Below are 14,997 nucleotides of genomic sequence, written 5' to 3' on the forward strand. Positions count from 1 at the left end.
CAATCATCCTCTCGCCGCGACCGCCGAAATGGCCATCCTGATTGTCGCTGTGTTCCCATCCAGATTGTCGCGCTACAGACGAGGCCGTGAAAGGCTCTGATCCAATCGACACCCGACCGGGCTTTGCGGCGATGTTGGAGGCGCTGGAGGCCAACGGCACCAAGACCATCGTCGTGGAAACTGCCAATCGCTTCGCTCGGGACCTCATGGTGCAGGAGGTCGGCTACGCGATGCTTAGGTCTCGCGGTATTGATCTGATCGCAGCTGACAGCCCGACTTCGTTCCTGGACGACACACCCACGGCCCGTTTGATCAGGCAAGTGCTTGGCGCTGTCTCCGAATTTGAGAAGGCGATGCTGGTCGCCAAGCTGAGAGGCGCACGGGACCGCAAGAGGCGCATGGGCATGAAAGTTGAAGGGCGCAAGTCGATTGCCGAGCAACGTCCCGAGACTGTCGAGTTGGCGCGCGGATTAGCTCGGGCACGGCCCAAGGGCGGCAAGCGTTCTCTGCGGGAGATAGCTGCGGCGCTGGCGGAAGCCGGTCACACGACAAGAAGCGGCAAGCCGTATGCTGCGACTGCGGTCAAGCTCATGTTGAGCGCGAATTAGAAAATGTGGGTGGCGGCTTGTTTGACGGGAGGCGGCATCTTGATCATCAGCTATCGGGGCTGATGGGCACTTCCGATCCGCCCATAGCGAGGGCGCGGCCCGCGACGGTTTACGGGTGACCCGCGGGGCTCATGGGGCCCCCTTTGGCCGATGGTACCGTTTCCAGCGGAATCCCCGTCCCCCGCTTCAAAAATCTGGGCCTAAAGCGGCGGCGGCTGCTCGGGTTTGGCGGATCGCGTTCTGCTTTCCCCTTTGCACCGGCACCTAGGAACACGCGTGCTTCCAATCGTGCGGCATTCGCGCGTCCCTCCAGTCAACGGTTCGCAAACCATGCGTCCGTTCTGCTAGACACGCTAACAATTTCGAAAATCGCCGTGTGCACAGTCCACTCACAACGACCATGGCGGAAATCTATGAGTGGGATGGCTGTCTTAGAAAACGTGCGCCGTTATCGCACTATCGCTTCATTGTATCGTCAGACCGCGCCGCGACACTGCTAACGTGGGTGATGCTGCCAGACTTCTGAGACCGCATGATCGGCAACACATGCTTGCTGATCAGCATGGCTCCATCGAGATTGACATTGAAGACGTTGTCCCAAGTGCTCCGCTCTATTTTGGCCGTATCACCATCCAGGCTTCCTATACCGACATTGTTGTGAAGGATGTCGATACGGCCGAACTTAGAGTGAGCGGCACTAACGAGCGTCGCGCAGTCATTTTCGTTGCTGATGTCGGCGGTTATGCATTCAACGTCGAACCCTTCTTTGCGCAAAAGGTCACGCGTTCCCTCCAAAGAGGCCATACTCCGATTTGCCAACACCAGCTTTGCACCCTCGCGTGCAAAAAGCACTGCCGCCGCACGACCATTGCCGATACTCTCGCCCTGCGTCTGCCCGGCGCCTGTGATGACAGCGACCTTTCCTTCTAACCGCATAACTAAGCTCCCATCGACCGGCCCCATCGGCGGTCAAAGTAAACGTTAGTTGTCAAAGTAAACGTTAGTTAATGGCTGGCCATTTCGCTAGCGTGCTGACCAACAAAACAACGCTTACGTCCAACGGGGACACCGGTGCGCGGGTCTCCAGTCGTGTAGCGTCACCTGGCTACACCCCGAGGTTCGCAGTCGCTGGCTCACGCCCCTCGTCCACAGCAGCGCACATTAGCTTGTGCACGTCCGACGCCCTCGGACGCCATTCTCACGATCCGCTGGGCCATCTCAGCCTTGTGGCGGGCGTACGGTGTGACTGATCAATTCCTGGAGGCCATCGCCGCGTGGAGACCACTACGTGTTTGCGCCTCCTGCTCGAGGTCATGTGCTAATTCTCGTGGGGACCCTGATTGTGGAATAATTTGCCGTGCAGGCTATCAGCATCGTTTATGACGAAGCAGCCGCATTTTAGGCCAGAGTTGCAATTCCTACGCCACCCCAATGGAACGGCCGTCCGCGCGAGATGTATCAAGGAATGGTTCAAACAGGGCGGCTCCAGTTTCTTCCATCAGTGCCTTTGCTCGCCCAAGCTCATTCGCTCCCTCACCTTTGTTAATAGTGTCAGGTGATTGAAGCAAAAGATGTCCCCGAACGATCCGCGCAAGGCACTCAGGGATACGAGCGTGACGTTCCATAGCAATAGTAATTGCCTCATTCGCTGCTTCTACCGCTCTCGATTTATCACCAACTAAGCTGTAGGCATTCGCTAGGTCGGCCAAAATCCGAGGTTCGTTTTCCAGGCCAGCCTTTCGCGTCCGAGCAAGCCGTAGAGCTTCAGATAAATCCTCGACGGCCGCGATGGGCTTTCTAGCGACGATATTTGCCAAGCCGCGACATGCCTGAGCGTACACTCGAAGGTAGGGATTTCCTGTTCTCATCGCGATCGAAAAGGCGCGGTCGGCATGTTCTTGAGCGAGTGGTATGTTTCCTTGAGCCCAGGCAAAGTCCACGTATGCTAAACTTGGAATAACATGGTGAACTGCGTCCACTTGACTACTTTCCATACCAATAACGCCGTCGAGAAACTCGCGAGCCTCTTCTCCTCTACCAAGCACAACTAGCGTTTGGCCGCGCATTGCCCTTAGCCAAACATCAACATCGAAACCAAGGGTTTGACGATCGAATTTTCCGATTTCGTGTGCTCGATCCATCGCTTCGATGTTCATCTGAAGCGCCTCGGACATCCTGCCTGAAGTTCGCAGGGCGTGACAGAGAACCGCCTTCAGCGCAATTTGGACACTGATATCCGTGCCTTGATCTGCTATCGCCTTAGCTTCGAGCACTTTCTGGACGTACTCATCCGCAGAACCGCCATTCGCGAGAGCGCGGCCGTAGGCGGCGTGAATAAGAGCATTTGCTCTTAGGTCTCTCAAGGCCAAGGCAAACTGCTTCGCCTCTTCGAAATAGAGCAGTGTCTCCTGCGGCGGAACGCCCTCACGCCACCCATAGTTCACAATTTGGCCTGAGGCCATCATCTTCAGGTAATCGGTGGGTTGGGAGGGGGGCAAGCTCGATAGGAGCTCGCGGACCTTCTTCCAACTTCTCAGCGCCTGGCTTGGGTCGTTTGCTCCGAGCCAAACGGCCGAACGCATGTTCAGTTGCGCTGCTTTGAGGTTCTCTCCAGCCTGCTCAAAATGATACGCCAACAAGGATGCGCGCTCGTCCGCATTGTCCTTGAAGAGACGCTCGATTGCGTTTGCAACGTGCAAGTGAAGCTCGCGTCGTCGATCGGCCAAGAGAGATCGATAGGCGACCTCTTGCATAACAGGATGACGGAATGCGAGGAGGCGCTGCTCAAACGGCGGCACATCGTAAAGTAACTCGGCTCGCCTTAACTGATTGAGTGCTTCCGAGACCTCTAGGGGACTCAACCCGGCTACCGCTTCCAGAACTGCAATGAAGATCTCTCGGCCTCCTATTGCAGCAACTTCGAGAAGGCGTTTGGCGTTTTCTTCAACGCGGTCAATGCGTGCAGCAACCACAGCCTGAACGGTTGAAGGTAATGGGATTGCATCGATGCCTCCCTTCAATCTGTATGCGCCTCGTTCGCCCTCGAAGTCTCCTCTCTCGACGAGAGCATTGACCAGTTCCTCCAGAAAGAACGGATTGCCTTGTGCTCGCTCAACGATGTTCCTGCTTAGCAATGCCAGGGACGGGTCACTTCCGAAATGGTCTTGCAACAATGCCGCAGCTTGGGATGCCGGGAGCGGAGGAATGTTGATCTGCCGGTAGTGAGACCGCTGCATCAAGGGCGCGGCAAAGCCCGGCCTAAAATTGACAATTAGAAGTGTGCTTGTGTTAATAACTGCATCAGTCAATGCCTCAACAAACTCTTCGCTGGCGGCGTCGATCCAATGCAAGTCCTCAATAATGACGATGGTCGTTTCGCCTGTGCCAGACCTCGGCAATGTTCGGACAAAATCCAGTAAGAGGGCTTTCCGCGTTTTAGGATCGAGCTGGGTTTTCTCTCTCGAAGGGGCGGCGAGACCTAAGAACTCCAATAGCACAAGCGAGGTCTGCTCGGGAGTAGATAGAACAGACAAGCGGTCAAGCACCCTCTGTCGGCAAACATCAGCTGCTTCTTTTGTGCGGATGCCAAAATAGTCACGCAATAGCTCGAACACGGGCTGAAGAGGCGTAGCTTTTCCATGAGCCAGAACACGGGCTTCGAAGACGCGGATGCCCTTTGCGCGGCAGCTTTCGGCAAATTCAAAGCACAAACGGCTTTTACCTATACCAGCCTCACCCACTATCCCAACCACCCGACCGTCACCCTGATCGGCGTTGCGCAGTGCATCTGACAAAGCGGAATATTGATCTTCTCGCCCGGTGAGAGGGCTTAACCTCCTACCTGCTCTAAACACAGTGCTCGAGGGCGCGTGTTGGAGGCCTTTGACCTTGAACAGATCGATTGGCGTGGCGATCCCACGAATTGCGGTCGGGCCAAGGAGTTCTACTTCGATGAATTGTTTGGCAGCGCTGTAAGTTTCGTTTGAAATAAGGATGCCATCTTCGCCAGCCATTTGCTCCAGCCGGTTCGCCAAGTGCACATTCGCGCCAGCAGCATCATAGGTTTGATAAATGCCGTGCTCTACTGCCTGAACCACAACGTCGCCGGTATGAACGCCAACACGAATTTTTAGGTCCGGATCAGCAAAGCGCGCAATCGCGTCCTGCATTGCTAAAGCCGCCAGGCAGCCCCTAACCGCATGATCCTCGTGAGGCTGTGGGGCTCCAAAGAGCGCCATGACCCCATCTCCCTGTGACTTGTTAACGACGCCGTCGTATCGCGCAACGGCTTCATTCATGATGTCGAGGATCGGCCGTAGTTTCTTTAAGCCGAGCTCAGGGTCGCCAAGGCCGTCAATAAGGCTGGTTGAATTGCGGATGTCTGCAAACAAGATGGTAAGTCGTTTACGCTCACCACCTTTGGCATGAAGCGATTTCAGAACATGCTGCCAGGATTTATTTGAGCCCCGTACAGTCTCATGCGTTAGAGCGGCGCCGCATTGCCCGCAAAAGCGCCCGGTCGGCCCGTTGAGATGACCGCAAGATCTGCACTTTATGCCAAGGGACGCCCCACATCCCTCGCAATAATCGTTAGTCGCCTTATTCTCAAAACTGCAAGACTGGCACCGCATTGATGGCCCCATTAGCAGCGAAAGCGAAGCTGCACAAAGGCAATCATAACCTCGTGGCCAGGCCTACACCAGCGGAAGTGCGCTTCTTTGAGTTCTCTTGTGAAGCCACGCTTGAAGCAAGCTTCAAATGGCTGAGCCACCGTCAGTTCACAAACGCTCGGAAGCTTTGAATTATTGGCAACAATTCACTTCTTCTTTCGACGCTTCTGCGACTTCAAGAAAGTGACCATCTCGTCGATTGTATTCGTCTCCACTATAATTTCGATCGTGTATTTTGTTTGATCGTTCTGGTCGTGTACCTTAGGAGCCGGACTATGCACGTTAAAATCGGGCGCGGGCACCGCGAAGAACTCAATTCCGATGCAGTTCGCATCCTCTATAGCTTCGGCCATCATAGTTCTCACTAACGGTCCTCCGAACTGAAAGCCTTGTTGGTGCCCGTCCAAGAAATCAAGCCATTTCTTCCATCGGCCATTGATCCCAGTATCTGAGTCTTGAAGTCCCAGTTTTTTCGCGCAGCTGAAAGCGGTGCCAAAATTAGGGAAATCTCGCAGGAAAATATTCTCCTGGTCATTTCTAGCCTTGTTAAAGGCGTTGCCCGGCCCGTAGTGCTTATTGAGCATGTCCAAGAGTTTCAACGTAGCTTTGGTATTAAAAATCGCCCCCATGACTATCTCCTCTGCTGAAGGCCTTACTTAGCCACTATTCCAAGCAAACATCGAAAGGCTCGCGATTTACATCCGAGAGATGACGCGGCCACAATTCGGCGAGTTGTTTGATCCCGTGTTGGCCATACCTGCTTGCGACGGCGGCACCAAATACCCTTGGCAAACCTTCGATAAGCGCCCATTCACTAGCGCGTCGTTCGCTGCTCAGCGAAGCGTAGAACGGGTGTCGGGGCGGGCCTCCAAGATGGTGTCCGGTCTCGTGCGCCAACGCGAATGCCAAGCCTTCAATGCCGACCTCACGATGTCTGCCAAGGCCTCCATAGAGCCTCACACATCTGCCGCGACCAGAAATAAATGCTTGCGCATTCAGCAGCCTAGTTTCCCAATACACGTCATAATAAATTTCTGGAAATGCGAGCTGAAATTTGCCGATAAGCGCGTCGGCTCTTCGGCGCGGCCAGTACGCTAGGGACGGCCAAACATCCTGCTCAGGCACTACGTCGTCAAATATCACGCCGTACCTCACACTCGTCCATGACGGGATATAACGTTACTCAAGTAGAGGATAGCGTGGAGTCAACCTAGCCGCCAGTCCCCGGCTATGAGCCGAAAAAAACGCATCGCGTGCAGTGCGAAACCATCACGATTTGCCCCCTGGGCGACCGATTGCCGCGGCTCAGATTTTCCGAACTTCAAATTTTGCAAGAGCCTTCTCGAAGCTTCTTCGACCGTGGAGGGAGGCGCCTCCATCCCCTTCCATCTAATCGCTGGCCCCATTGCTGCACCCAACGCTGTGGGGTGTGGTACAGATTAGCTCACACCTATCTGCTCGCGAATAGTCTCCCGATCAAAATAAAGCTTTTCGCAAATCAAGTTCGCCGTCGAAGACAAAGGTCAAGACGCCCAAATGTGCACTCCACAATCACCGCGGAGGTCTGGATAGTCACGAAGTACCCCCTAAGGGGCCCTTTTACTGCTTCCGAGCCATCGGAATGCCTTCGCCCGCGAAAACCGAAAGTCCCTAGCCGAGGTGCACGGACCACAGGGAGCCTCCAGAGGCCCGCAGGAGACTCTACGGGAGTCACTGGTGCGATTTGCTCGGCCGTCGGGGGTTTCGGGTTCTGGCTGGCTAACGAGTCCTCGGGCTTCCTATGGGCCTTCACGGGGCCCGAGACTTCATGCGGCTGGGGCACTCGGACAAACCCCTAGGCGCTCGGACAAACCCCTAGCCCGGCCAGTGTGCACGGATATGAGCGCCTCACGCCAGCTGTGGCCCCAAGCTACCCTGTTATCGGTTGGCAATCCGTGGTCAGCCCGATGATATCAATGGGTTAGCAGTGGGCGCGGGGAGGTAAGCGGGGGCGCGAGAGCTTTTGGGGCCCCCCGAAGGGCATGGTACCGTTTTTCAACGCGACCCCCACCCCCGGCTTCAAAAATCGAGGACTAAAGCCAAAGCCTATGCCTGGCTTCACAGTGCGGAGTTGCTTTTGGAAACAGTACCGGGGGGCCCCAGGATGGCATCTAAAACCTCCCCTCTAAATAATCATCTTCTATTAGAGCTTTCGGGGGGTGTTTAACCCCTTGGGTCCCCGATGAACCAATGACTTAACGGACCAACCTCATGACCAACGAAGGGTAAGGACGACCACGATGTCCCCACACAGACCCACAGATGGTAGATAGCTGATAACAGTCAATTGCAAGCCACTTCTAGGCGCAGCTATGCGCCGCTCTACAATCTTCTGTCCCCTGAATCCTCTTCTTCTGTTTTCTTCCACTGTCAATTTCACTGTCCCTCGAAAGGTCCCCCTGAGCCCTCTAATGGTGATCTTCTATTAGAGCTTTCGGGGGGTGTTTAACAACACCACCACTTATCTCCCCTGCCCTTCCAACGCAGCCTTCAGGGGCTCCTTTCCGGTTGGTCGTGATCGACTAACCATCATTCTCCAATCCACTCACAAGCCCATCGCTGGTGTTCCTCAGGAATACCTATCGGCTTGTCGTGTCCTTCCAAGGAACACCACATCAATGAACGATACCATCTCTCTCCGGGAGCAACACGCTCTCGCCCTCGTGTGCCCGCATGCGTTCTCTCAACGTATGCTCAAGCACTGGACCACGCCCCGTCCTGAAGGGCTCGGTCAGCACGCATCGTCAGCCTTGGTTACCCTATGGCGCATCATGGGAGAGAACTTCCAGATTGCAACGGTTGAAGCCGCTACTGGTGTTCAATCGCCATGGCGCATTCTGCAGCCACCGACCGGCACAGGTAAGACCCAAGGGACCTGCGTGTATGCGGCGATGCAAGCGGAGTTCAATCGTGAAACCGATGGAACCTTGAGCCCCGTGGGAATGCTCATCGTTACTCGGTTGAAAGAAGACGCTGACACCATACAGAACACCATCAATGCTCTGGCTGGCCGCTCAGTTGCCGTCGTGCATCATTCGGGCAGCTATGCTTCCCCGGAGCAGCTCCACGAGAGCGACGTGGTCGTAATCACCCATCAAGCCTTCATCAACGCCAAGCGGGGCCTAAAGGGGCTGGACTGGAAATCTTGGGATCGCTTGGTGTCCTGGCGCGGCGGTCAACGCCTTCTCACAATCATTGACGAAGCTTTAGCCAACGTGGTCGATGAAAGCAGCGCCACAATGGAGAACCTCGCCTTCGTCATCAACCTCATCCCACCAGAGGTGCGATCAGCCTTGCCGCAGCAAGTAGTGCTTCTTGAGCAGGCGCATAAGGTCCTCCAATCCTACATCGACCCCGATGGCCTAAACTGCGCGATGTCGATGATCTGGGAAGACGGCTGTGCACCAGGTGCCCCAGACTTCACGCCGCTAATCTCGGCGATGAATGCTCTCCCTTATGATCGGATCGTATACAGCCGCAGTAGCACCAAGGATCGAACCCGGCTGGCTGAGCGTGTCGCGGAAACCATCACCGCAGTTCAGTCGTGCCTCGAACAATTCGCCTACTACGCCAAGTCCGGGGAATGGCACTCGATCAACTCGGCGGCCTTGGCGGTACCTTTGAACACACCCGGCCCCGTGGTGCTCGATGCGACCGCGCGGGCAAACTTTCTTTGGGACTTGTTCGAAGAGCGGCATGAGCGCCCTGTGGTTCCTGGTCATGCCCGTGACTACAGCAGCGTTAGGCTTCACGTCGCACGCGGCACCGGGCTTGGAAAGAACGCCATGATTGAACGGATCAGGGAGCGCCTGCCGCGTATTAAGAAGGCCGTTGAGGAGGCTGTCGGACCTGAGCGCTCGGTATTCGCTTGCGTCCACAAGGACGTTGAAGACCTCGTCAAGAAGAGATGGGCTGACAAGGCAAACCTAAAGCAGCTCTCTGTGGGTCATTGGGGTGCTGTAGATGGGCGCAACACGTGGCAAGACTTCGATACAGCGGTGATCATCGGGCTTCCCTATCGCCCCCAGACATGGGCCACCAACACGTTCTGTGCTCTGCAGGGTGCCCAGGATGACAAGTGGCTGCAGTCGCCAGAGTGGAAGCACTTCAAGAACGTGCGAAAGGAGATGGAACAACGGCAGATATCGGTGTCGGTGATCCAAGCTATCAACCGTATCTGTTGTCGGCGTGTCATCGATGCTGAGGGCCGCTGCCCGCCTGCGGACATCTTCATTGTGCTGCCACAGGATGCCATGGGGGACGCAGTGCTCGATGACATCAAAGCGGATATGCCGGGTATCCGCGTGGAGCCGTGGGATTTTGCTCTCGACCCCGCGAAGGAGAAGAAACCCCGTATCGGCAGCTCTCATGTGCGATTGATCGACTACGTAGCGAAGCTGTCGCCCGGAACGGTGTCCCTCTCAACGATCCAGCACGACCTGCAGCTTAGCAGCGTCAAGAAGCTGCGCGAGACCTTGAACGACGACGATCATCCAACGACACAAGCGCTAAGAAGCATGGGCGTGAGCTACATTCCGGGCGTCGGGCGCGGATCGAAAAGCTATCTCATGAAAGCCGCGCAACAAGACACAGGCCGCACACAGGTTTCCCTCGGGAGCCCGCGTGCGGCCTCTCTTTAGGCTATGGCATTCACAAATCGATCATGTCCGCTCAGCGCCCAAGAGCGGCGCAAAGGCAGACGTACCGATATCGACGTGATGGGCCACAAGCTGCCATTGGCGGGCTATTCGATCACCTCGTCGTGTCGATTGTTCTGGTCGCGGTCGCGGCGTGGCTTGGAACCGAAAGATTGTTCCCTAGGTTCAGATATCTTCGTCGTGCGGGAAGCGGTCTGACCATTCACGTAAAAAGTTCTTGAAAGTGTCATAAGAACCCAACGGCATGGTCGAATAGAACATGTCGACGTGAAGTGTGAGCGGGGTCCACTCTGCCGGGGGTAGGGGTCCTATCGGGTTCAAAGGGTCCGAGAGCGATTGGCAGCCGACAGACCGAAGCACGACGCTTGCAAATGGTTCAAATGTTATGGTCGGATCGTTCAACGCATCAAGATAACGGGTTCTGCTCTCTCTGGCCCTTCTCTCAAAGTCCACGCCTGTTGTGTCCTGCACTATTCCGAGGGCAAGCCGTCCTGCGGTGGCGGTCGTGACGTGACCGATCCGCTCAAACATTTCGGGGTCCCGTTTCGCGTCGGCCTTCCAAAGCTGTCCCATCAAGAACGCCATCCATACGATGGTCTCTGCCGTGATGACATCGAGGTTCGTGTTGCGAAGGAACCGACGCGAGCTCCTCCACATAGCACCCTCCTCCCATTGCAACGTCTCTGCGACGAAGTGCCCCGCTGCTGCCATGAGGATCAGAGATAGGACCGTGGCGCGATTGTCCGTTCCCGCTAAACGCTTCTTGGTCATCTTATCGGCAACCTGGAAGAGGTTCGCGGGGTCAGCCAACTTCACGCAACTCTCAGTTAGCGGCGGCAGGCTCGCACTCAGGTCGGACTGCGGACCGCCGGATCGACCTTCGGGTGCGCTTGGTCTCCTGTCATCGGTGGGCGCGGGTGTGTCACTGGTGAATTTCAGTTGCGATAGTGCTTCGAGGTGCTTGCGCGGTCGCACTAGATCATTTCGCGCATCAAACGCCTTGAGCCGGGAATCCCCGATAGGAATACCGACCATCCGCTTCGTGCACTCCAGCGATGCGGCGTAAGCCCCTTTTGGGAAACCATCAACGTATATGGTCGTACCTCGAATGAGGTCGCGCCGTGCCTTGTCGGTCATCATGCGATAGCCGGAAGGCACCCGTTTCGATTTGCGAGCGAAGTACAGAGACAAATACAGCACGTCCCAATGGCGACCGTTTTCCGACACGACTTCGAACACGTCCACTTTGTCGAACGCCCCCAACCTATGGAAGGCAATCGCACTGCCGTCTGCCATCTCCAGCCGGGACAGGTAGACAAGTTCACCTACTGGCCCATTCACGGGCACTGGGTTTGTCAGCGTCCGTCCAAAATCACCGAAGGCGTCAGGTGCGTAGTCGCATGAGGGACTGCCTGCGAGAACTTGTCGGAGGTCTTCGGGGAGTGCGCTGTTTTGGGCGGCCTCATCATCGAGAAACCGAGCAACCTTATCAAAAATGCGCTGGATCTCGGGTGGGAACGAGGCACCCGGGGCTTTTCGTCCGAACGGCCACAAGGCCATGTCTCTGTCCTTGGCAAGGCGGCATGTCGCTGTGTGACCTCCGCTACCCTACCAATATGGTACCACAGTTTGGAGGTCTGCGGCATTCGCGACCTAACTTTTCGCAGCCCCACTGCGCCACGAGTGAGCGATGGCTGTGCCGCGACAGGGCACCTGCCGCAGGCGCGCCGTACCGTGCTCGCCGATATCTACTAATGGACCAGACGCTGAACTACCTCGTTGAACGAACCGGTCTGCTTCTCGAGCATCAGCCGACAAACTCTAGTTTTCCTCGCAGACTGGCCCGCCCGGATCATCGGTTTGCCTTGGTCCCGCGTGTGCGCTTCGCAGGCCCCGATGTTCGGATACGCGACAGGTCCAGACCTGGATAGTTGATCTTGTCAATTGCAGACTTGAGGGCCTTCACGCCCCAGCGCTCCAGCATGGCCTTCGCCCCATACCTTCGGCTGACAGACTTGCCGCTGCTTCGTCCTGCCAAAGCATCCCGTAATTCTTCGTCGGGTGTCGCTTGGCGGAGAGCGTCCTGAAAGCCGTGCCGGAAGCTATGGAAGACCTTGTTGGTATCCTTGACGCCTACATGGTCGCGCAAGTGGCGCCCCCACCATTTTGCCCAAGCTCTCAGCGCTCCCTTCTGATCAGGCGCGACGGTGGGGAACAACCAAGCCTGCTCACCATCCTTACGGCGCTCTGCCACATAGTTGAGGAAGCCAATCTTGACGAGCTGGGGATGCACTGGCACCACGCGCTCAGACGACTTGGTCTTCAATCTGCGTCCCGCTTTGGTGTCGCGGGTGAACCACATAAGCGGAACGCGCGTCTCGCTATCCTCCCGAATGTCAGACACCCTGAGGCCCGCGTATTCCGCCTGACGCGCTCCAGCGAACAGGGCGAGCAACGGGAGCCATATCCCTGCATCCCCCTTGGCGCCCACCGGCAGCTTGTGTTCAGTGAACAACGGAGCGTTGAAGATGGTCTGCAGATCGCGAGCGTCGAATGGTTCGCGTTGGGACTGCTCCTCGTCGAGCCGCATTTCCTCGAAGGGGTCGCTCCAAAAAGCGTCCTCAGGTACAAGCCCGTTATGGCGTCCCCATCCGGCGACAGCCTGCGCCGCGCCCAACTGCTTGTTGACCGTGCCCGGTGAGACTTTCTGGACGGTCGGGTGCACGCGACCGTAGTCGCTCAGTTCCGGCAGGGATGCCTTCAAGAGGGTTCCCTTGCGAGACTTCGGCACCAGTTGCAGAGCTTCTCGAAACGTGCGCGCGTGCGAGCGCTTGATTTCCAAGATGGGAAGATTGCCGTGCAGTTGGATAAACATGTCGATTGCTCGGCCGTACTCATGCACAGTGCCCTCTGGCCTCTCACGTTCCTTCTTCCAACCCTCGAAGGCTTCCTTGAGTGTTCCTGAGGCGGCTGCGGTCGAAGGCGTTACGAGCTGCGGTGTCGGCACAGGCTCTCCCGCATTGCGCTGCTCGATTGCCTGCAGCGCACGCACATAGGCTCTCAGCACCTCAATACCCAACCTCGGATACGCGCCGCTCTGCCGATCAAGCCTGATGTCAAACGCGCTCAGTGCCTCTTCGATGTGATCCTCAACCGCTGAGATGTCGCCAAGCGCGAGGCACTCACGCATGTCGGTGAGTTCTTCACCGAGTTGCTGACGCTGATCAGCGAGTTGGGCAGGTGAAAGCCCGTGCTCTGGCAAGGTCTCATAGGGAAAAGCCCAAGGCCCGCTCAGTGGCCCTTCGAGGCGCTCGTGCTCAGCCTCAATCCGTCTGAGTTCATCGCGTCCGTAACGCGTGCGCTCGTCCCATGCGAGGGCCTTGGCGTAGACGTATTCCGCCATACGCTTGATCTCGGCATCGTTGAGAGAAGTCCGCAGAGGCTTTGGCTGCGTGGGGCGCTTCAGGAGCGCTTCAGCGGCGCTAAGCGTCCGGTCAAATTCCATCAGCACCGGCTTGGCGCGCGTGTTGGCGTCCTTGAGCACCTTGGTGCCCAGCGACCTTTTGAGAAAAACTTGGCGCGGCTTATCGGACTTCAGCACGCGCGCGACGGCCTCTTGAAGGCGGTCAGGCACCCTTCGCTGGGCGTAGTAGGTGCCGTGTCTGTCCTTGATCAAACCCATCATCGCACGCATCGAAAGCTATGACCTTCTGCTACCACCATACAGCAGACAAAGCCATGATTTGCGGGATGTTTTTGATCTATCAGCGCTTCTTGAGCCGCTGGCGCTCCCTAGGGGAATCGAACCCCTGTTTCAGCCTTGAGAGGGCTAAGGCCATTCAGTTCGATGAGCATCCAAGGATTAGGTTGTTGCTTCGAAATGAGATGCGCTGACTTAGAGCCGTCGCCCAAGTGAGCCATCGCCCTTAGCAGACAGCGCGATTGGGTTTGCGTTTTCGGCGAATTGATATATGATATTGATATCATATATCAGGAGTCCTAACCATGCGAACGCTGGTTGATCTCGGCGATGGCCAAATCCAAGCGCTGGACGAACTGTCGAAGAAGGACAAGCGGTCGCGCGCGGCTCTCATTCGTCAGGCGATCGACGACTATCTCGCGAAGCGGCACAGCAAGCAAGAAGATGATGCCTTTGGCCTCTGGGGCAAGCGCAAGGTGGACGGCTTGGCCTATCAGGAGAAAGTGCGTCGCGAATGGTGAAGGCACTGTTCGACACCAATATTCTGGTCGACTACCTCAATGCTGTTCCCGAAGCCCGCACAGAACTTCAGCGCTATACGAAAAAAGCAATCAGTATCATTACATGGATGGAGGTCATGGTTGGCGCCGATCATGATCTTGAAGGCGCGACGCGCAGCTTCCTTAGCGGCTTCGATGTCGTCGCAGTCGATGAGCTGGTCGCGGAACGCGCCGTTCGTCTTCGTCGAAGCCATCGGATCAAGTTACCAGATGCGGTGATCTGGGCGACAGCACAGGTGCATGCCATGTTGCTCGTCACGCGCAACATCAAGGATTTCCCGGCTGGCGATCCCGGTGTCCGCGCACCATACAAGCTATGAAGATAGCGATCGAGATATCCAATGTTGAGAGTGTCTGCGAAACACGCAAGTAATTCTACTTCGCCACGCTTTGCTGACTCAGGTTTCTCTGCGCGCGGGTTCGCAAGAATACGCTGGCGTGCGACGCGGGTTACTCAATCTGGACCGAGAGCGTCGTTTTCTTTGGTCGCGAGGACGGGCAACATCGCTGGGATGCGCAACTGGCTGCGCAACGTCGACGAAATCCAGCGAGTCTGCGACCATGGACGCACCAACAAACCGTCGAAGCGAAATTGCTCCCAACGACCCAATTCGACTGTCCACCGCAGCTTCGCTGGCATTTCCCGATGGATCGATGACGAGTTCTGGGCTTCGCAAGGAAGCTTTGCGCGGTCGCCTCATCATCGAGCGCATCGCCGGTAAGGATTTTACGACGCTGGCACATATCGAGCGCATGAGGGAG

Annotated in this window: 9 protein-coding genes and 1 tRNA gene; 4 read left to right on the forward strand and 6 right to left on the reverse strand. The window is 56.5% G+C overall.

Going from position 1 to position 14,997, the window contains the following annotated elements:
• The first annotated feature begins 41 nt into the window (after positions 1 to 41).
• Positions 42 to 608, forward strand: a complete 567-nt coding sequence (locus JQ624_RS17765) for a recombinase family protein (protein ID WP_212420207.1) — start codon at positions 42 to 44, stop codon at positions 606 to 608.
• Between the two features lie 456 nt (positions 609 to 1,064).
• Here JQ624_RS17765 and JQ624_RS17770 read toward each other — a convergent pair whose 3' ends face one another.
• The 3 genes from JQ624_RS17770 to JQ624_RS17780 form a co-directional block, all read right to left on the reverse strand.
• Positions 1,065 to 1,571, reverse strand: a complete 507-nt coding sequence (locus tag JQ624_RS17770) for an SDR family NAD(P)-dependent oxidoreductase (RefSeq protein WP_312014445.1) — start codon at positions 1,569 to 1,571, stop codon at positions 1,065 to 1,067.
• A gap of 455 nt (positions 1,572 to 2,026) precedes the next feature.
• Positions 2,027 to 5,251, reverse strand: coding sequence for an AAA family ATPase (locus tag JQ624_RS17775; protein WP_312014446.1), 3,225 nt, complete (start codon positions 5,249 to 5,251; stop codon positions 2,027 to 2,029).
• Positions 5,252 to 5,424: 173 nt separating this feature from the next.
• Positions 5,425 to 5,907, reverse strand: a complete 483-nt coding sequence (locus JQ624_RS17780) for a hypothetical protein (protein ID WP_212420210.1) — start codon at positions 5,905 to 5,907, stop codon at positions 5,425 to 5,427.
• 2,028 nt (positions 5,908 to 7,935) lie between these two features.
• Here JQ624_RS17780 and JQ624_RS17785 point away from each other — a divergent pair.
• On the forward strand, positions 7,936 to 9,957 hold the full coding sequence (locus JQ624_RS17785) for a hypothetical protein (protein ID WP_212420211.1): 2,022 nt from the start codon (positions 7,936 to 7,938) through the stop codon (positions 9,955 to 9,957).
• A 183-nt stretch (positions 9,958 to 10,140) separates the two neighbouring features.
• On the opposite strand, the gene JQ624_RS17790 is transcribed toward JQ624_RS17785, so the two are convergent.
• From JQ624_RS17790 to JQ624_RS17800, 3 genes are all read right to left on the reverse strand, one after another.
• Positions 10,141 to 11,535 carry a hypothetical protein gene (locus JQ624_RS17790; RefSeq protein ID WP_212420212.1) on the reverse strand — a complete coding sequence of 465 codons (1,395 nt, stop codon included), beginning with the start codon at positions 11,533 to 11,535 and terminating at the stop codon, positions 10,141 to 10,143.
• Positions 11,536 to 11,827: 292 nt separating this feature from the next.
• The gene (locus JQ624_RS17795) at positions 11,828 to 13,660 is read right to left on the reverse strand and encodes a site-specific integrase (RefSeq protein ID WP_212420213.1); all 1,833 of its coding nucleotides are present in this window, start codon (positions 13,658 to 13,660) and stop codon (positions 11,828 to 11,830) included.
• A gap of 98 nt (positions 13,661 to 13,758) precedes the next feature.
• Positions 13,759 to 13,893: transfer RNA gene (locus tag JQ624_RS17800), tRNA-Glu, on the reverse strand.
• 87 nt (positions 13,894 to 13,980) lie between these two features.
• Between JQ624_RS17800 and JQ624_RS17805 the strand changes: the two genes are divergently transcribed.
• Positions 13,981 to 14,196, forward strand: coding sequence for a CopG family transcriptional regulator (locus JQ624_RS17805; RefSeq protein WP_212420214.1), 216 nt, complete (start codon positions 13,981 to 13,983; stop codon positions 14,194 to 14,196).
• Positions 14,190 to 14,555 carry a type II toxin-antitoxin system VapC family toxin gene (locus JQ624_RS17810; RefSeq protein ID WP_212420215.1) on the forward strand — a complete coding sequence of 122 codons (366 nt, stop codon included), beginning with the start codon at positions 14,190 to 14,192 and terminating at the stop codon, positions 14,553 to 14,555. The genes JQ624_RS17805 and JQ624_RS17810 overlap by 7 nt, the downstream gene beginning before the upstream one ends.
• Positions 14,556 to 14,997: the final 442 nt, after the last annotated feature.

Origin of the sequence: Bradyrhizobium sp. AUGA SZCCT0283 (assembly GCF_018130385.1) — a bacterium.
Classification (GTDB): domain Bacteria; phylum Pseudomonadota; class Alphaproteobacteria; order Rhizobiales; family Xanthobacteraceae; genus Bradyrhizobium.